The following is a 17,643-nucleotide window of genomic DNA, read 5'->3' as shown; positions in this document are numbered from 1 at the left end:
ATGCCCGCCGGGCCGAAGCCGCGGGCATGGAGACGACGGATGCGTTCCGCGGGCTCGCGTGCACGGGCTGTGGCGCGTCGTTCGACGCCGGCGAACATGGCCGCTGTCCGTCGTGCGGGGGGTCGCTGGACCCGACGTACGACTACGACGGCGTCGACCCGACGGAACTCGTTGCCGATCGGACGGCCGACCGGCCCGGCCACTGGCGGTTCGACGCGCTCCTCCCGTTCCCGGCCGACACGGGGCGTTCGGCGAACGAGGGCGACACCCCGCTCGTTCGGACCGACCGGCTCACGGACGAACTCGACGTCGGGGCCGCCCACGTGAAAGACGAGGGTCGGAACCCGACGGGCACGTTCATCGACCGCGGGATGAGCCTGGCCGTGACCGCCGCGAGCGACCGCGGGCTGGAACCGCTCGCGCTCGCGGCCGCCGGTAACGCCGGCCAGTCGGCCGCAGCGTACGCCGGCACGGCCGACCTCCGCTCGTACGCGTTCGTCCCCTCGCGGGCCGCCTTCTCGAACAAGGCGATGGTCAACGTCCACGGCGGCGACATGCGGGTGGTCGGCGGCCGATACGGCGACGCGGCGGCGGCTGTCGACGAGCAGCTCGAAACCGACTACCACTCGCTCCAGGAGTTCACGACGCCGTACCGGCACGAGGGCGCGAAGACGGTGGCGTTCGAACTGTTCGCGGACCTGGGCGTGCCTGACGCGGTCGTCGCCCCGGTCGGCACCGGCGAACTGCTCGTGGGTCTGGCGAAGGGCTTCCGGGAACTCCGCGAGATCGGTGCGAGCGACGTGCTGCCGGCGATATACGCGGTACAGCCCGAGGGCTGTGCGCCGATCGCAGCGGCGTGGACGGCCGACGCCGACGCGGTGGAACCGTGGGATCATCCCGACACCATCGTCGGCGAACTGGAGATCGAGGAGCCCGCCGGGGGCGACCGAGCGCTCGACGCGCTCGCGGCGGTCGACGGCGACGCGCTCGCCGTCCCGGACGACGAAGCGCTGGAGAGCGCGGTGTCGGCGTGCAGGTCCGAGGTGCTCGAAGTCGGCGGGGCGGGCGGGGTCGCGCTCGCGGGCGCGTGGGCGCTCGCCGACGAGGACGAACTCGGAGGAGACGACGAGGTCGTCGTCGTGAACCCCGACGCCGCCGGCAAGACGCCGGACGTTCTCCGGAGCCACCTCATGGGCCAGGGCGTCTGAGCGGCTCGTGGCGGGCGACCGCCCGCTTTGCTCCGGCAAGCATAAGGATTAGACTCCACTAATCCGGGTATGTTGAGCGACGTGATGGAGGACTACCTCAAGGCCATCTACGTCCTCCAGACGGAGGAGGGGCCGCCGGTCTCCACCTCCGCCATCGCCGAGCGGCTCGGCAAGACCGCCCCGACTGTGACGAGCATGCTGGACTCCCTGGAGGAGCGCGGACTCGTCGAACGCGAGAAGTACAAGGGGGTGGAACTCTCGCCCGAGGGCCGGACCGTCGCCCTGGAAGTGATCCGCCACCACCGGCTGCTGGAGGCGTACCTCGCGGAGCAGCTGGACTACTCCTGGAGCGAGGTCCACGAGGAGGCCGACGCGCTCGAACACCACATCAGCGAGGAGTTCGAGCGGCGCGTCGCGGAGGCGCTCGGCAACCCGACGGTGGATCCGCACGGCGACCCGATCCCCGGGGCGGACCTCGAACCGCTCGCGGAGTCGGACACCCGGCCGCTCACGGACTTCGAGGTGGGCGACGAGGTGGTCATCGCGCGCGTCAGCGACCGGAACGACGAGGAACTCGAATACCTCGAGGAGTCGGGCATCGTCCCCGGCACGACGATAACGCTCGTCGACGTCGCGCCGTTCGGCATGGTGACGGTCCGGGTCGCCGGCGAGGAACAGAGCCTCCCTGACACGATCGCGGCGTCGGTTCGCGTCCGGTCGGGCGGGGACGGCGAGAACGGCGGGAGCGACCGGGACGCTGGACCCGACGGGGACGCTTCCCTCGAAGCGAGCGACGGCTGAGCCGCCGCGTCCCCGACCGGCTGTCACACCGTTTAAGTCGGCCGTTCCCGTTCGACGGACCGTGCTCTCGACGCTCCTCACGCCTGCTGCGGGCGTGCTCTTCGGCCTGGCGCTCGCGGCCCCGCCGGGCCCGATGAACGCCGTCATCGCCGAGGAGAGCGTCGTCCGCGGCTGGAGCGCCGGCGCGAGGGCTGGACTCGGCGCGGCGACCGCCGACGCGGTGTTCCTCGTCCTCGCGCTGGTCGGCGTGGTCGGCGTCGTCGAGCGGTTCCCGATGCTCCGCGGTCTCATGATCGCCGTCGGCGGCGTCCTGATGCTCTACTACGCCGTCGACGCGGCCCGTTCGGTCCGGACCTCGTTTCTCGCGTCGGAAGCGAGTGAGGGGGAACCGATCGCCGCGGGGTCGGCGGGGTTCCGCAAGGCGTTCGTCCTCGCGCTGACGAACCCGTATCAGGTGCTGTTCTGGCTCACGGTCGGCGTGGGACTGCTCGAACCCGGCACCGTCGACGTGTTCGCGGAGGCCGGCGTCCCGGCGCTGGCCGGTTCAGTGGTCGTCGAGACCGGTAGCCCCGCGCTCCTCGTCGGCTTCTTCGCGGGAATCGGGCTCTGGATCTCCGGCTTTCCGGCGGCGCTCGTGGCGGCACGGCGGCGGGTCGAGGCGCTCGCGCCGGTGGTCGCGGGGCTCTCGGCTGTCGTGCTGGCCGGCTTCGGCATCGCCTTCCTGATCGACGCGAGCGGAACTGTAGCGTCGCTGGTCGGGTGACACGGTGTCGTGGCTGACTGGCGGCGGTTCGGCTCACGGACGCACCTCGGCCGCGCAATCGCGTGCGGTGCGCCCGGCTGGGCTCAGGTCACGGGGCGTCTGGAGCCGTTTTCCGGTTTGAACCTTCGGCCGAACCGGGCTCGCCATCCGCGACGGCCGGCCCGGTACGCATTTGCCGGCCGACCCCGACGGCGACGTATGGTCACGGACGCCCAGCAGGCGTGCTTCGAGGCGGGGATCAAGTTCGGCTCGCTGTATCACCAGTTCGCGGGGACGCCCGTCTCCCGTGACAGCGCGCGTTCGCTGGAACGCGCGATGGCCGAAGCGATCGAGAACCAGCCCTACTGCGAGTCCGTCGACGTGTGGATCGACGACGACGCGGTGGCCGACGCCATCGACCACGAGAACGGCTACACGGAGTTGACGGGCCGGCTGATGGAGGTGGAGATGCGGATCGAGTACGAGGGAGCGGCCGCGAGAACGCGGATGGAGATGGAGGACGGCTACCCCTTGATGAAACTGATCGCCGTCGAGGGCGACGACGGCGGCGAGACGGCGTGAAACCGGGAGCTTCACTTTCACTTTCGGGCGTCCGTTTAACTACGGACGGCCCGAATCGGTCGTATGGGACAGACCACGTTCGACGACGACGAGCTGTTCGGCGAGGCGGCCGACGAGGCCCGTGCCGACGTCGAGAAGCACCTCCGGAACGCGCGGGCGACGCTCCCGACCGCCGACGCCGTCTGGGACACCGACGCGGACAACGTGCTCGGCGCGCTCAACGGCCTCCGCTCGGCGCTCGACACCGGCGACGCGGCCGAGGAACTACGCCAGGCGAAGAAGAGCTACGTGATGGGCGAGCGCGCCGGCGCGTTCGAGGACGACGACGAGCTGGCGACCGACATCGAGGAGGTCGCCGACCTCGTCGGCAGCATCGAGGACGCCCACGAGCAGGTCGGCGAGCTCACGAGCACCGTCCCCGGGCTACGCAGCCAGCTTGAGGATGCCCACGCCGAGGGTGCCGAGGCCGGGAGCGACGACGCGGACGGCGGGGAAGCGGAAGCGTAGGGCGGGAACTGACCGACGCGCTCGCCTACCGTTCCCGTACCGCGGCGAGCACCTCCACGAGCGCGTCGCTCGCGCGGTCCAGCAGCTCCTCGCCCAGTTCCGCGTCACCCGCACCCGGATCGCCGACGACCCCGTTGTCGCTGAACTCGTCGCTGTCGTGTGCGAGGTTGACCCCGCGAACCCACTCGCCCCAGCGGTCGCTCCCTCCGTTTCGGGCCGCATCGACGCGGTCCTCACGGACCAGCTCCGGCGCGACGTGCTGGAGCATTGCGGTCTCCAGTTTCCCGCCGTGACCCATCTCCGAGGCGTGCTCGCCGACGGCCTCGAACCAGGTGAACGCGACGGCGTAGGCGTCGGTCGTCCCGTCCCGGGACGCCCGGCGTGCGACCTCCGCGAGCGCCTCGACGTTGCCGCCGTGGCCGTTCACCAGCACGACGCGGTCGATGCCGTGGTGGGCGAGGCTCTCGACCGTCTCGCGGACGTAGGCACGAAAGGTGTCGGGCGACACCCAGAGCGTGCCGTCGAACGCGCGGTGCTCCTCGGCGACGCCGACGTGGACCGGCGGTGCGACGACGACGTCGTCTCCGGGCTGCTCCGTCGCGGCCGCGGCGACGGCCTCGGCGGTCAGCGAGTCGGTCCCGAGCGGCGCGTGCGGACCGTGCTGTTCCGTGCTCCCGACCGGGAGCAGCGCGGCGTCGGGCGCGGCGTCCCGAACGTCGGTCCAGGTCGCCTCCGATAGCTTCATGCCGGTGCTGGGGACGCGGGCGACTTGTACCCCCGAGTTCGACGCCGGCGGATCTAGTCGCAGGACGGCGTGGTACGCCCGACGGTCGCTCGGAACCCGTTGGGATTATGACCGGCCGGTCGGAACGAACGGGTAATGGGAATCCTCGAGAACAAGGCGCGCGCCCGCCTGTTCTACAAGTACCTCTCCAGGGTCTACGACACGGTCAACCCGTACATCTGGGACGACCGGATGCGCAACCGGGCGCTCGACTGGTTCGACGCGGACCGCGACGACCGGGTGCTCGACGTCGGCTCGGGCACCGGTTTCGCCACGGAGGGGCTGCTCAACCACGTCGACGAGGTCCACGCGCTCGACCAGTCGATGGACCAGATGGAGCGGGCGTTCGCCAAGTTCGGCAAGCGCGGCAAGGTCCGGTTCTACCGCGGGGACGCCGAGCGGCTCCCGTTCGCGGACGACAGCTTCGACAAGCTCTGGTCGTCCGGCTCGATCGAGTACTGGCCGAACCCCGTCGACGCGCTCGCGGAGTTCAGACGGGTCACGAAGCCGGGCGGAACCGTCCTCGTCGTCGGCCCGGACTACCCGAAGACGAAGCCGTTCCAGAAGCTCGCGGACGCGATCATGCTGTTCTACGACGCCGAGGAGGCGGAACGCATGTTCCGTGGGGCGGGCTTTTCGGAGATGAACCACTACATCCAGCAGCGACACGTCGGCGCTCCGCGCGCGATCACGACCGTCGCAACCGTCCCCGATGGCGACGTGGCGGCGCGGGCGAGCGACGCGGAGGCCGATCGGATCGACGCGTCGGCGGGCGACTGACTGGCGGCCACCGCTCGACTCTTCTCCCCCGGATCCGTGCACCGGTCACGCGATGGCGGTAAGTCGGACGAGCCTGTGGGCGTCGACGTACACGTCAACCGTGACCGTCACGCCGGGTCTGATGGCCGGTTCGTTCGTCCCCGCCGGCTCGACTCGGGCACGCTCGCCGGCGCTCCAGCGGGGATCATCCGCGACGTTGAACGGGCCGGTCGGACCGGACACGAACCCCCGTGCGGCGAAGAACGGAATCGGCGGCTGGTGGGTGAGTTCCTCGTTCGCCACCGAGACGCGGAGGTGGAGGGTCCGGACGTCGAGCGTGTCGCCGCCGCCGTGCTCGAACACCAGCGCCCCGTCGTCGATCGCAAGCGAGAGGCTGGCGACCGGTGCGGGGTCGGCCGGCGTCCCGGCGACGCCGAAGGCCGCCGCGCCGACCGTCGCGGAGAGCCCGACGGCGACCAGCAGGAGCAGCGCGATGCCGACCGCCGGTGCGGATGCGCGTGACGACACGGGCAGGCTGGTCCCGTCATCGGCCAAAAGCGTTCGCCCGGTTCAGTCGTCGCCGCTGTCGTTCGATCCGTACGCCTCCGCCACGGACACGGGTTCGGTCGAGGTGATCTCGACCGTCGAGAGGTCGTTCGACCCCTCCTGAATGGCGGTGACCACGAACGTCCCGCGGGGCGCGACCGTCCAGAGGACGCCGTCCTCCCCGGTCGTGCCGACGTCGACGCTCCCCTCGTTGCCGGCCGCGATCCGCACGGACGCGTCGATCGGATCGCCGGTCCCGGGGTCGAGCACTTCGATCCGGAGCGGCCCGCCGGCGTACGTCCGGTTGACGCGAACGGTCAGGTCGATCGTTCGCTCCCGGACCTCGCCGCCGGTCACGTTCGCCAGCCGGATCCGCTGGTACTCCTTGAACACGCGTTCGCTCCCGCCGTCGACGAACGCCGTGAGGTTCCCGGTGGCGTACGGCACGTCGACGATGTGCGTCGAACCGGAACCGGTTCCGCTCGGGTTGGTAGAGGCCGCCCAGATCGCGGGGTAGCTTCTGGCGGTGACGTTCTCCGCCATGGCCACGGTTCCACTCTGCAGGCTCCGGAGGTCACCGCGATACACCTCTCGGACGTACTGGCCGTCGATGACCGTCGAGAGTACGACGCCGTCCTCGCTCGCCGCGACGTAGATGCGCGTCGGCGGAGCCTCGCCGCTACTGGCTTGGAGCGCCCGATCCCGGACCGGGCCGTCGAAGGCACGAAGCTGGAAGGCGAGCGCCGGGATGCGGTCGCTGTCGAGCGTGCTCCCCTCGGTCTCGCTGGCCAGTTCCTCGAGAACCGCCAGTCGCCGTTCGAGCGCGTCGGACTCGGCCTTGATTCGGGCGAGTTCGGCGAGGAGTTCGCGGGTGCCGAGCTCCCCGCTCGCGTAGCCTTCGATGGCGGTTCGGTGCTCCGTTCGGAGGGTGACGACCCGTTTTTCCAGCTCGTTCATCCCGTCGAGGACGCGCCGCTGGCGCTCGTCGTTGGTTTCCGCGGCGGTGATGCGTTGCCGGAGGGCGATGGTTTCCATCCGCTCGGCGGAGGTGTTCACCTCGACCCCGACCGCCAGGCCGGCGTCGATGCGGGCCTCGTCGATGCGGGCGTTCGTGACGTTCTCGCTCGGGATCGAGAGCACGTGGGTCCGGTTCGTCACGTCCGTCCCGTTCGCCACGGCGGTCACTGCGGTCGGCACCGGCTCCGGGGGGGCCTGCTCGGCGGTCGGTGTGGTCGCCTCGACGGCCCCGGGGCCGCCGGTCCCGGCGGCGCCCGCGGCGGCGGCACAGACCAGGAGGAGGGTAAGAACGACGGGGGCTGTTCTCATCGAGCGCGGCTTTCGCCGCCAACACTAAAAAACCGAGCGAACCGAGCGTGAGCCCGACTCCCGCATGGAAAGCGTTTAGGTGCGCGGCCGTGACTCAGGCGATGAATGCGGCACGTTGCCCTCCTCCTCGCGGTTCTGTGCCTCCTCGCACCAGTGCCGGCCGCCGCGACGCTCCCGGCGGACGCCGGTCCCGGGGCCGCAAGCGACCCGGGACGGGTGACGGCCCCGTCCCAGTTCGGCGACACGGCCACCCCGTTCGACGACAGCACGACGACGTTCAACATCTCGCTGCGGGAGAACGGAAACGCACGCTGGACGGTCGGGGTCGAGTACCGACTCGAGGACCCGGAATCGCGGGAGGCGTTCGAGGCGTACGCCGACGGGTACCGTGACGACGGGTCGGAGACGGGCCCGTCGACCGACGTGTTCCGGAACGCGGCCGTGGTTGCGGCCGAACACACGGGCCGGGAGATGCGGATTCGGAACGTGAACTACACGGCGGGGCTGCGAAACGAGACGACCGGCGTGCTCCGCCTCCGGTTCACGTGGACGAACTTCCTCGAACGGACCGAGAACGGGACCCTCGTTCTCGGCGACGTGTTCGTCACGGGTCCCGAGGAGACCTGGTTCCGGACGCTCCAGTCGGGTCAGCGGCTGGTCATCCAGCCGCCACCCGGGTACACCGCACCGGACATCTCGATCGAGGCGAACTACCGCCTCGTGAGCCGAAACATCGTCGTCACCGAGCCGTACACGTTCGCCGCGGGCGACATCTCGGTCACGTTCACCGGCTCCGAGGAGGAGGCACCGTTCTGGCAGGACACGCAGTTCCTGATCGGTTCGGCGCTCCTGCTCGGGGTGCTCGTCGTCGGGGCGTATCTCCTTTCGCGCCGCCGGCCGGGAACGGCCGGGACCGCGGACGAGCGGACGACCGCCGGCGATCCGCCGGCCGGGTCGGTGGACGGTGACGGCGTGGCCGCGGTCGGGGGCGACGCGACGAACGGCGGAACCGAGGACGCCGTCGCTGCAGAGGGGGGCGGTGCGGCCGCGTCGAACCCGGAGCCCGACCCGGAACTCCTCTCCGACGAGGAACGGGTCGAACGGCTGCTCGACAGGAACGGCGGGCGGATGCGACAGGCTGACATCGTCTCGGAGACCGGCTGGTCGGACGCGAAGGTGTCGCAGTTGCTCTCGACGATGGCCGATGACGGCGACGTCGAGAAACTCAGGCTCGGCCGCGAGAACCTCATCTCGCTCCCGGACGGCGACGAGGACGAGGGTCCGCGCGGTAACGGCGTCTGAGCCGTCGGCGTCGGTCGGTCGTGATGGAAGCGGGAGGCGATCCGGGTCGTCGAGGACGGTCGAATCGTCCCCGGTAGGCTGGCCGATCCGTTCGACGGTTCCCCCGACAATCCGGAACGGCGTGTGCGGGGTTTCGAAAGGATTTAGCGCCGACCGGAGCAATCGACGGACGATGAAAGTTCTCGTCACCGTCAAGGAAGTCGCGGAGGCGGCCGACGACTTCGAGATCGACGGGCTCGACGTCGGGGAGCAGTACCTCGAGTACGACCTCAACGAGTGGGACGATTACGCCATCGAGGCCGGCGTGCAGCTCTCGGAGGCGTTCGACGACGTCGAGGTCGTCTCCGTGACGATCGGCCCCGAGCGGAGCGAAGAGACCATCAGGATGGCGCTGGCGAAGGGTGCAGACCGGGCCGTTCGCGTCTGGGACGACGATGTCGCGGCCGCCGACCTCGACGTCGCCGCGAAGGCACGACTGCTCGCCGCGGTCGCCGACGAGGAGGACCCGGACCTGATCCTCTCGGGGGTGCAGGCCAACGACGACGGCTTCGGCGCGACCGGCGTCGCCCTCGCGGACGAGCTCGGTTTCGAGTGGGCGGCGGTCGTCAACGCGCTCGACATGTCGGAGGACTTCTCGACGGCCAGCGTCCACCGCGAACTGGAAGGCGGCGTCGAGGAGCTGACCGACGTCGACCTCCCCGCGGTGCTCACGATTCAGACCGGCCTGAACGAGCCGCGCTACGCCAGCCTGCGCGGCATCCGGCAGGCCCAGTCGAAGGAAATCGCGCCGATGACGCTCGATGACCTGGGTCTCGACACCGACGCGGTCGCCTCGCCCATCGAACGGACGAGCATGTACGAGCCCGAGACCGAGTCAGACGCGACCTACTTCGAGGGCGACGCCGGTGACCAGGCCAGCCAACTCGCCGACATGCTCCGCGAGAAGGGGGTGGTCGGCGAATGAGTTCCGACGTGCTCGCCGTCGCTGAGCACCGGCGCGGGGAGCTCCGGGACGTGACCTTCGAGGTCGTCACCGCGGGCCGCGAACTCGCCGCCGAGATGGGTGGCGACCTCCACCTCGCCGTCATCGCCGGCGACGTGGACGGCTTCGCGGAGACGCTGAACCTGGACGGCGTGGACACGATTGACACCGTCGACGACGGCGCGGAGTTCAACCACGACCTCTACGCCGGGGCGCTCGAGGCGCTGTTCGCCGAGATCGACCCGACTGCGCTGCTCATGCCGAACTCGGTGAACGGCCTCGACTACGCGCCGGCGGTCGCGAACGCGCTGGAACTGCCGTACGTCTCCGACGCCATCGACTTCGCCTACGACGGCGGCCTCGAGGCGACCCGCGAGATGTACGGTTCGAAGGTCGAGACGACCGTCACGGTCGACGCCGAGCAGTTCGCCGTCACCGTCCGCGGCGGCGAGTGGGCACCGACGGAGGGGACGGGCGAGGCGGCGGTCGAACCGTTCGACTACGAGTTCGACGCCGACGCGGCGGGCTCGCGCGTGACCGGGTTCGAGGAGGTCGGCGGCGGCGACGTCGACATCGCGGACGCGGACTTCCTCGTCTCCATCGGCCGCGGCATCGAGGAGGAGGAGAACCTCGATCTCATCCGCGACCTCGTCGACGCCACGGGCGCGACGCTGTCCTCGTCGCGGCCCATCGTCGACAACGGCTGGCTCCCGAAGAATCGGCAGGTCGGCCAGTCCGGCAAGCAGGTGACGCCGGACGTCTACCTGGCGATCGGCATCTCCGGGGCCGTCCAGCACGTCGCCGGGATGAAGGGGGCCGAGACCATCGTCGCGGTGAACACGGACCCGAACGCGCCCATCTTCGACATCGCCGACTACGGCGTCGTCGGCGACCTGTTCGACGTGGTACCGGCGCTCATCGAACAGTTCGAGTAGCCGGGGGCGGGCGTCGACCGTCGCCGACCGCGGAACCGAGCGTCGCCCACCGACCCCGCCGCGATCCGTCGGGCTCGTCGCCCGACGCCGTTTTCATCCCCGATCGCGCAGGGAAGTCATGACTGACGAGGAGCGACCGCGGGCGCTCGAAGCCTACGAGCGGCTCGCGGACGCCTACGCCGAACGCGCGCCGACGAAGCCGTTCAACGCCGACCTCGAACGCCCGGAAACGCGGGAGCTACTCCCGGATCTGGACGGGAAACGAGTTCTCGATGCCGGCTGTGGTCCCGGCATCACGACCGCCGAACTGCTGGCGGCCGGCACCGAGGTAGTCGGTCTCGACGTGAGTCCGGCGATGCTCCGGCACGCCTGGGGCCGCATCGACGGGGACGCGTCGCTGCTCCGTGCGGACCTCGGCGGCCCCCTCCCGTTTCCTGACGGTTCGTTCGACGTCGTCCACGGCTCCCTGGCGTTCGACTACGTCCGGGACTGGACGCCGCTGTTCGGGGAGCTCGCGCGGATACTTCGGGCAGACGGAACTCTCGTCTGTTCGGTCGGACACCCGTTCGCGGACGCGACGTTCTTCGACCCGGAGGACTACTTCGCGGTCGAGGCGGTGAGCGCCGTCTGGGAGGACTTTGGCGACCCGGTCGAGGTGCCGACGTACCGCCGACCGCTGGAGACGGCGCTAAACCCACTGCTCGAAGCGGGCTTTCGGCTTGACCGCGTCTCCGAGGCGACGCCGACCGGGGGGTTCCGCGAGAAATCCCCGGAGACGTACGAGCGCGTGTCGCGGGAGCCGACGTCCCTGTGTCTCCGCGCGACGCTCCGTTGAGGGCTGACAGACGGCGAGACGGTCCGCGGGCGGGACGCCGTACACCGGCCTCGCCCGACCCGCGGCGTCGGTCAGGTCATGGGGTGGCGTGGCCACGGCTTCGGACATGAACCTACGCCTGGTTTCGCTCAGCTTCTCGTCGCTCGTTCCGGTCGCCCGCGGCCGCTCGTCCGAGTCCGCCCGGACGTTCCGTCACGTACTTGCCGGGCCATCCCGGAAGCATGGGCAATGGAGTACCTGGAGCGCCGGGTCGTGATGGTGAACGACCGGCTGGGCGAGGTTGCCGAGTCGGTCGAGCCCGACGCACTCGCCGCGGAGCTGGAGCACGTCGCGCTCGCCGGCGGCAAGCGCGTCCGCCCGACGGTGACGCTCCTCGTCTGCGAGACGGCCGGGGGCGACCCGACGGAGGCGGTCGACTTCGCGGTCGGCGCGGAGCTCGTCCACAACGCCTCGCTCGTCGTCGACGACATCATCGACCGGTCGGAGGTGCGCCGGGGGACGCCGAGCGCCTGGGCGGAGTTCGGCTACGGCCCCGCCATCGTCGCCTCCGACGGCCTGCTCGGCGAGGCGTTCGGCCTCTTCTCGCGGGACGAGCGGGCGATGCAGATCGTCGCGGAGGCGATGGTCGAACTCGGCGAGGGCGAGGCGACCGAACTCGTCGCCCGGCCGACGAACGAGGCGGAGTACATGGAACTGGCCCGCCGGAAGACCGGCGCGCTGTTCCGCGCGTCAGCGGAACTCGGCGCGGTCGCGGCGGGCGCCGACGGGTTCACGGTCGAGTCGTTCGGCGAGTACGCCGAGCGCGTCGGGGTCGCCTTCCAGATCCGCGACGACGTGCTCGACGCGACCGCGGACGCGGCGGACCTCGGCAAGCCGACCGGCCAGGACGAGGCGGTGGACCGGCCGTCGCTGCTCCAGGTGACGGACCTGACGCCCGAGGAGGCCGACGAGCGGGCACGCGAGGAGGCCGACCCGCGCGCTGGAGGCCCTGGAGACGGCGACCATCGAGGACTCCGAGGCGTCGGGCTACCTGCGGGACCTCGCCGAGTTCGTCGTGGTTCGGGAACGGTAAACGAACCTCTTTTGCGGGGGCATGTCCTCGCGCTCGACTTCGTCGAGCGCTGCGGCCAGACCCCCGCAAAACCCGTTCATGCCAAAGAGCCGCTCGCTCGGTCGGCCTCCGGCCTCCCTCTCTCACGGTACAACTACTGGTGCGACATTGGGGGTCCTGCTATCGTAGCGATGGATGCTCATCGGCCGTCGTACGCCACGGCAGCTTCTCCGTGAACGGGGTACAAAAGCAAGGGTGTCTAGTGCAAACGTTCAGTTCTCCGGCCGAGGAGATAGCAGGAAGACAACTGGTGAGCGACGAACCCGATCAGGGGATCAGTCATTCCGGTACCCACCGCGAGCGAGGGAGGCGCGGCGAAGCCGCGCCGACCGTTGCTCGCGGCCTTTTGGCATGAACGGGTTTTGCGGGGGTTCGACGAGCGAGCGCGCCTCCGGCGCGCGAGCGAGGAGGACCTCCGGAAAAGAGGTTCCTTCAGTAGAACTCCCGAACGAGGTCCATCGCGCCCTCGGGCGCGCCGTCGTCGACCTCGTGCATCGGCGAGTCGAGCCCGTGCTGGGCCTCGTACGGCACGGAGTCCTCGTCCTGGTAGAGGACGCCCATGTACTCCTTGTCCGCGTCGAGGACCTTCTCCTTTGCCGCCTCGCGGTCCGTGGCGTCGTAGTCGGTGTCGGCCAGATCGACCAGCGAGTCGCGGAAGTAGTCGTACGTGTCCACGTCGTTGAACGTCACACAGGGCGAGAACACGTTGACGAAGCCGAACCCGTCGTGCTCGATCGCCTGCTGGACGATCTCCTGGTGACGCAGGGCGTCGCTGGAGAACGACTGGGCGATGAACGTCGCGCCGGAGGCGAGCGCGAGCGCGAGCGGGTTGACCGGGGGCTGTTTCGGCCCTTCGGGCGTCGTCGCCGTCTCGAAGTCCTCGCGCGAGGTGGGCGAGGCCTGGCCCTTGGTGAGCCCGTAGATGCGGTTGTCCATCACGACGTAGCTCATGTCCACGTTGCGCCGGACCGCGTGGACGAAGTGGCCCGCGCCGATGGAGTAGCCGTCGCCGTCGCCGCCGGCGACCATCACTTCCAGTTCCGGGTTCGCCATCTTCACGCCGGCGCCGACCGGGAGCGCCCGGCCGTGGACGCCGTGAATGGCGTAGCTGTGCATGTACGTGCCGATCTTGCCCGAACAGCCGATGCCGGCGACGACGAAGGTGTTGTCGGGGTCGTTCCCCGTCTCCGCCAGCCCCTTCATCATGCCGTTCATCGTGCCGAAGTCCCCGCACCCGGGGCACCACGTCGGCTGCTTGTCGGACTTGAAGTCGGTGAATTTGACCTGCGAGCTCATGTTAGGCCTCCAGTGTCTCCTTGATGTCCGCCGCGAGTTCGTCCGCCTTGAAGCGGACGCCGTTGTACTTGTTCACACGTTTCACGCGGGTAAGGGTGTCGTGTTCGAGCACGTCCGCGAACTGTCCGGTCGCGTTACACTCGACGACGACGACCTCCTCGGCCGACTCGAACGCCTCGGAGAGGCCGGGTCGGGGGAAGATGTACGGCACCGAAAGCACGCGGACCTCGACGTCCTCCTCCTCGAGGAGGTCGAGCGCCTCGACGAGCGCGCCCTCGTTCGAGCCCCACGAGACGACGAGGTTCTCAGCCTCGGGGTCGCCGAACTCCCGCGGGCTCCAGTCCTCCTCGGCCCGCGCGGTCTCGACCTTCCGGTCGCGCTTCTCGACCTGCTTCACGCGCATCTCCGTGTCCTCGGTCCGTCGCCCGAGCTCGTCGTGTTCCAGGCCGGTGGACATGTGCGCGCCGCCGGCGGTGCCCGGGAACGCGCGCGGGCTGACGCCGTCGTCGGTGAGCTCGTGGGGTTTGAACTGTCCCTGCTCGGTCCGGTGGTCGCCGATGGAGTCGTCGTCGACGACCTTGCCGCGGTCGATCTCGACGGCGTCCATGTCGAAGGCGTCCGGCTCGAACGTCTGCTCGGTGACCGCGAGCGAGAGGTCGGAGGTGAGATAGACGGGAGTCTGATACTGCTCGGCGAGGTTGAACGCCTCGACGGTCTTCCAGAAGCACTCGGCGACCGTCGTCGGCGCGAGGACGAAGCGGGGAATCTCGCCGTGCCCGCCGTACAGCAGCATGTTGAGGTCGCCCTGCTCCTGCTTGGTCGGCATCCCCGTCGAGGGGCCCGAACGCATCACGTCACAGATGACCAGCGGCGTCTCGGAGGTCGCCACGAGCCCGAACGTCTCGGTCATCAGGTCGATGCCGGGGCCGGAGGTCGCGGTCATCGAGCGCGCGCCCGAGCGAGCGGCGCCCAGCGCGAGGTTGATCGCCGCGAGCTCGTCCTCGGCCTGCACGACGTGCCCGCCGAACTGCTCGATGCGACCCGTCAGGTAGGTCATCACGTCCGTCGCGGGTGTGATGGGGTAGCCGGCGTAGAACTTGCAGCCGGCGGCGATGGCGCCCATCCCGATGGCCTCGTCGCCGTTCAACAGGACGTAGTCGTTGTCGGTCGTGTCGAGGTCGTACTCCAGGTCCTCCTCGTCGTACTCCTCGCGGACGTACTCGAGCCCCTTCCGGGCGGCCTCCTTGTTGTTCTCGACGATCGCCTGGCCCTTGTCGCCGAAGCGCTTCTTCAGCGAGGAGTCGAGGTTCTCGATGGGAAAGGAGGTGACCGCACACGCGGCCCCCAGCGCGACGACGTTCCGCATGATCGCGCCGCCGGCTTCCTCGGCCAGCGCCTTCAGCGGGACGTTCAGGCCGATCATCTCGCCCGGAATCTCGACGTCCTGCATCGTGGTGCGTTCGCCGTCGTAGATGATCACCGAGCCGTCGTGCAGCTCGTCGAGGTTCTCGTCGATGGTCCGGGGGGTGAGCGCGATGAGCACGTCGAGCCTGTCGACGACCGACTGCACCTTGTCGACGGACGTTCGCACCTTGTAGGCGGTGTAGCCGCCCCGAATTCGGGAGGCGAAGTCCTTCGAGGTGAAGACGTGTCGACCCGCGCGGGAGAGCGCTTGCGCGAAGATTTTCCCGGTGGAGTCGATCCCATCGCCGGCTTCGCCGCCGATGGCCCAGTTGAAGTCCGCTGGCATACTAGTCGGTGGTTCCCGTGGTCGGAGGAAAAGCCTTCTGAAAGGGGGAGACTTCACGTGCTTGCCGTTCGGCCGGCGATCCGGCGGATTCGCCGTCATCTGTCGAACCGGCCACCCAACGACGGACGAAAACCGGACGTTCGTCCGCCGCTGCCGAGCGTGCTCGCCCGTCGGGGGAACGACACCTTCCCGTACCCCCCGTTCAAAACGACGGGCATGGACGCTACGATCACGGTCAGGTCGGTCACCGAGGTCGGCCCGGACACCGTCGCGGTCGCGTTCGACTCCCCCGCCGCGTTCGACGCGAAGCCCGGCCAGTTCGCCCGCCTGACGGCGGAGGTGGACGGCGAGCCCGAATCGCGATTCTACACCGTCTCCTCGCCCGACGCCGACGGCACGTTCGAGACGACCGTCGGCCTCGACGGCGGCGACTTTTCGGCCGAACTCGCCGCGCTCGACCCGGGTGACACGGTCGAACTGTCGGGCCCCTTCGGCGACGAGTACTACGAGGGCGAGTCCCGCGCGGTCGTCCTCGCGGGCGGGCCCGGCATCGGCCCGGCGGTCGCCATCGCTGAGGCCGCCCTCGAAACGGGCAACGATGCGGCGGTCGTGTACCGGGACGACCGACCGGCCCACGTCGACCGCCTGGACGACATCCGCGAGCGCGGCGCGAGCGTCGTCGTGACCGAGGGCGACATAGCGGACCCGGTGGCGGACGCGGTGACGGGAGCAGAGGGCGAGCGCGCGTTCGTCTACGGGTTCGCCGGGTTCGTCGAGGACGCCTCGGAAGCGCTGGCGGCGGCGGGTGCCGACGTGGACGACGCGAAGATCGAGAGTTTCGGCTAGCCGTCCTGAACGGAGCCAGTACTCCTGCCGTTTCGATCGCCCGCCTGACGACTACGTTGAAAGCCCCCGGACGCCCGATCCGATCCCGTTCAGTCCCGCCCCGTGGGACGGTCGGGTCGTCGCGTGGGCTCCCCACGCCTCCCCGGCGGGCGCGGCTCGCTCCCACGGGTCGCTCGCGGTCGCGCCCGCCACATCCCGTCGACCGTCAGCCGGGCGGCGTCACGGTGGACTGCCCACGGCGTGCACGTTCGGTAGTCAGGGGAACGACGCTTGATAGGAAAACCGGTGGACGGGAATGACAGAGCCGCGGGGCTTCCGCGGTCGTCACCAGCGTCACCCCTGCGACGACGACCGGTCAGAACACGCACGCGACAAAAATCCGGAGAACACCGCGAAAGATACCACTCCGCCCGGACACCGCGGAGCAGAACCGACAACACTCAAGACGGGGGGGTGGCAAGCGTGCGACCAGATGATTCCTCCCATCGCGAGCCGGTTCGTCGCGGGCGAGACGCCCGCGGCGGCGTTCGAACACGCCCGCCGGGAGAACGAGGACGACGTCAAGGTCATCCTCAACCTCCTGGGCGAACACTACCACGAGCGCGCCCCGGCCGACGAGGACGCCGCGACCTACGAGTCGCTCGTCGCCGACATCGGCGGCACCGACCTCGACGCCTGCGTCTCGGTCAAGCCGTCACAACTCGGCCTCGACGTCGGCGAGGGCGTGTTCCGCGAGAACTTCGGCCGGGTCGTCGAGGCGGGCCGGGAGCACGACGTGTTCGTCTGGTGTGACATGGAGGACGCAACCACGACGGGCGCGACGCTCGACGCCTTCGAGGAGCTGGCGCGCGAACACGACGGCGGCGTCGGCCTCTGCGTGCAGGCGAACCTCCGGCGCACGCGGGAGGACCTCGACCGGCTCGCCGACGTCCCCGGCAAACTCCGGCTCGTGAAGGGGGCCTACGACGAGGACCCCGAAATCGCGTACACCGACAAGGCCGACGTGAACGAGGCGTACCGCGAGGGGCTGGAACTGCTGTTCTCGCGCCGGGAGGGCGGCATCGCGGTCGGGAGCCACGACCCCGCGATGATCTCGTACGCGAAGGAGCTCCACGCGGAACACGGCGCCGGGTTCGAGGTCCAGATGCTCATGGGCGTGCGCCCGGACGCCCAGCGCGAACTCGCCGCCGAGGGCGTGGAGGTGTGGCAGTACGCGCCCTACGGCGACAAGTGGCTCTCGTACTTCTACCGCCGCGTGCGCGAGCGCAAGGAGAACCTGTTGTTCGCGCTGCGGGCGGTCGTTGGCGTCTGAACGGACCGAGTTCCCCCGG

17 protein-coding genes and 1 pseudogene are annotated in these 17,643 nt (G+C 69.8%); 13 read left to right on the top strand and 5 right to left on the bottom strand.

All coding sequences use genetic code 11. The features are described from left to right. Positions 1 to 26: 26 nt before the first annotated feature. The 5 genes from RJT50_RS11725 (at position 27) to RJT50_RS11705 (ending at position 3,840) form a co-directional block, all read left to right on the top strand. Entirely contained in the window at positions 27 to 1,208 is a 1,182-nt protein-coding gene (locus RJT50_RS11725) for a threonine synthase (protein WP_313691543.1), read from the top strand. Positions 1,209 to 1,277: 69 nt separating this feature from the next. Beyond that, entirely contained in the window at positions 1,278 to 2,009 is a 732-nt protein-coding gene (locus tag RJT50_RS11720) for a metal-dependent transcriptional regulator (protein WP_313691542.1), read from the top strand. A 61-nt stretch (positions 2,010 to 2,070) separates the two neighbouring features. Next, complete coding sequence (locus RJT50_RS11715) at positions 2,071 to 2,772, top strand: LysE family transporter (protein WP_313691541.1); 702 nt, start codon at positions 2,071 to 2,073, stop codon at positions 2,770 to 2,772. 198 nt (positions 2,773 to 2,970) lie between these two features. Beyond that, entirely contained in the window at positions 2,971 to 3,333 is a 363-nt protein-coding gene (locus tag RJT50_RS11710; protein ID WP_313691540.1) for a dihydroneopterin aldolase family protein, read from the top strand. A 63-nt stretch (positions 3,334 to 3,396) separates the two neighbouring features. Next, positions 3,397 to 3,840: a DUF5790 family protein gene (locus RJT50_RS11705; protein WP_313691539.1), complete on the top strand. Its 444-nt coding sequence runs from the start codon at positions 3,397 to 3,399 to the stop codon at positions 3,838 to 3,840. 25 nt (positions 3,841 to 3,865) lie between these two features. On the opposite strand, the gene RJT50_RS11700 is transcribed toward RJT50_RS11705, so the two are convergent. Further along, complete coding sequence (locus RJT50_RS11700) at positions 3,866 to 4,585, bottom strand: creatininase family protein (protein ID WP_313691538.1); 720 nt, start codon at positions 4,583 to 4,585, stop codon at positions 3,866 to 3,868. Positions 4,586 to 4,720: 135 nt separating this feature from the next. On the opposite strand from RJT50_RS11700, the gene RJT50_RS11695 reads away from it, so the two are divergent. Further along, positions 4,721 to 5,404: a methyltransferase domain-containing protein gene (locus tag RJT50_RS11695; protein WP_313691537.1), complete on the top strand. Its 684-nt coding sequence runs from the start codon at positions 4,721 to 4,723 to the stop codon at positions 5,402 to 5,404. A 45-nt stretch (positions 5,405 to 5,449) separates the two neighbouring features. Here the strand turns inward: RJT50_RS11695 and RJT50_RS11690 are convergent, their stop codons facing one another. Both RJT50_RS11690 and RJT50_RS11685 read right to left on the bottom strand, forming a co-directional pair. Then, positions 5,450 to 5,911, bottom strand: a complete 462-nt coding sequence (locus tag RJT50_RS11690) for a type IV pilin domain-containing protein (RefSeq protein ID WP_313691536.1) — start codon at positions 5,909 to 5,911, stop codon at positions 5,450 to 5,452. A gap of 42 nt (positions 5,912 to 5,953) precedes the next feature. Beyond that, positions 5,954 to 7,255: a DUF7096 domain-containing protein gene (locus RJT50_RS11685; protein WP_313691534.1), complete on the bottom strand. Its 1,302-nt coding sequence runs from the start codon at positions 7,253 to 7,255 to the stop codon at positions 5,954 to 5,956. A 105-nt stretch (positions 7,256 to 7,360) separates the two neighbouring features. Between RJT50_RS11685 and RJT50_RS11680 the strand changes: the two genes are divergently transcribed. The 5 genes and pseudogenes from RJT50_RS11680 to RJT50_RS11660 all read left to right on the top strand — a co-directional run bounded on the left by RJT50_RS11680 (position 7,361) and on the right by RJT50_RS11660 (position 12,381). Further along, positions 7,361 to 8,557 carry a helix-turn-helix transcriptional regulator gene (locus RJT50_RS11680; protein WP_313691533.1) on the top strand — a complete coding sequence of 399 codons (1,197 nt, stop codon included), beginning with the start codon at positions 7,361 to 7,363 and terminating at the stop codon, positions 8,555 to 8,557. A gap of 172 nt (positions 8,558 to 8,729) precedes the next feature. Continuing rightward, a complete protein-coding gene (locus tag RJT50_RS11675; RefSeq protein WP_313691531.1) occupies positions 8,730 to 9,521 on the top strand; it encodes an electron transfer flavoprotein subunit beta/FixA family protein in 792 nt (263 codons plus the stop codon). After that, complete coding sequence (locus tag RJT50_RS11670) at positions 9,518 to 10,474, top strand: electron transfer flavoprotein subunit alpha/FixB family protein (protein ID WP_313691529.1); 957 nt, start codon at positions 9,518 to 9,520, stop codon at positions 10,472 to 10,474. The genes RJT50_RS11675 and RJT50_RS11670 overlap by 4 nt, the downstream gene beginning before the upstream one ends. A gap of 118 nt (positions 10,475 to 10,592) precedes the next feature. Then, positions 10,593 to 11,309, top strand: a complete 717-nt coding sequence (locus tag RJT50_RS11665) for a class I SAM-dependent methyltransferase (RefSeq protein ID WP_313691527.1) — start codon at positions 10,593 to 10,595, stop codon at positions 11,307 to 11,309. Between the two features lie 228 nt (positions 11,310 to 11,537). Beyond that, a pseudogene (locus RJT50_RS11660) lies at positions 11,538 to 12,381 on the top strand (polyprenyl synthetase family protein). 471 nt (positions 12,382 to 12,852) lie between these two features. Here RJT50_RS11660 and RJT50_RS11655 read toward each other — a convergent pair. Together RJT50_RS11655 and RJT50_RS11650 are read right to left on the bottom strand one after the other, a co-directional pair. Then, positions 12,853 to 13,716 (bottom strand): 2-oxoacid:ferredoxin oxidoreductase subunit beta, encoded by an 864-nt coding sequence (locus RJT50_RS11655; protein ID WP_313691526.1) that lies wholly within the window; start codon positions 13,714 to 13,716, stop codon positions 12,853 to 12,855. Position 13,717: 1 nt separating this feature from the next. After that, the gene (locus tag RJT50_RS11650) at positions 13,718 to 15,466 is read right to left on the bottom strand and encodes a 2-oxoacid:acceptor oxidoreductase subunit alpha (protein WP_313691524.1); all 1,749 of its coding nucleotides are present in this window, start codon (positions 15,464 to 15,466) and stop codon (positions 13,718 to 13,720) included. 216 nt (positions 15,467 to 15,682) lie between these two features. Between RJT50_RS11650 and RJT50_RS11645 the strand changes: the two genes are divergently transcribed. Both RJT50_RS11645 and RJT50_RS11640 read left to right on the top strand, forming a co-directional pair. Beyond that, entirely contained in the window at positions 15,683 to 16,312 is a 630-nt protein-coding gene (locus RJT50_RS11645; protein ID WP_313691522.1) for an FAD-dependent oxidoreductase, read from the top strand. Positions 16,313 to 16,784: 472 nt separating this feature from the next. Continuing rightward, complete coding sequence (locus RJT50_RS11640) at positions 16,785 to 17,624, top strand: proline dehydrogenase family protein (RefSeq protein WP_313691521.1); 840 nt, start codon at positions 16,785 to 16,787, stop codon at positions 17,622 to 17,624. Positions 17,625 to 17,643 lie beyond the last annotated feature (19 nt).

The sequence above is a fragment of the Halobaculum sp. XH14 genome (assembly GCF_032116555.1).
GTDB classification, from domain to species: domain Archaea; phylum Halobacteriota; class Halobacteria; order Halobacteriales; family Haloferacaceae; genus Halorarum; species Halorarum halobium.
This window is presented reverse-complemented; position numbering and strand designations above follow the sequence as displayed.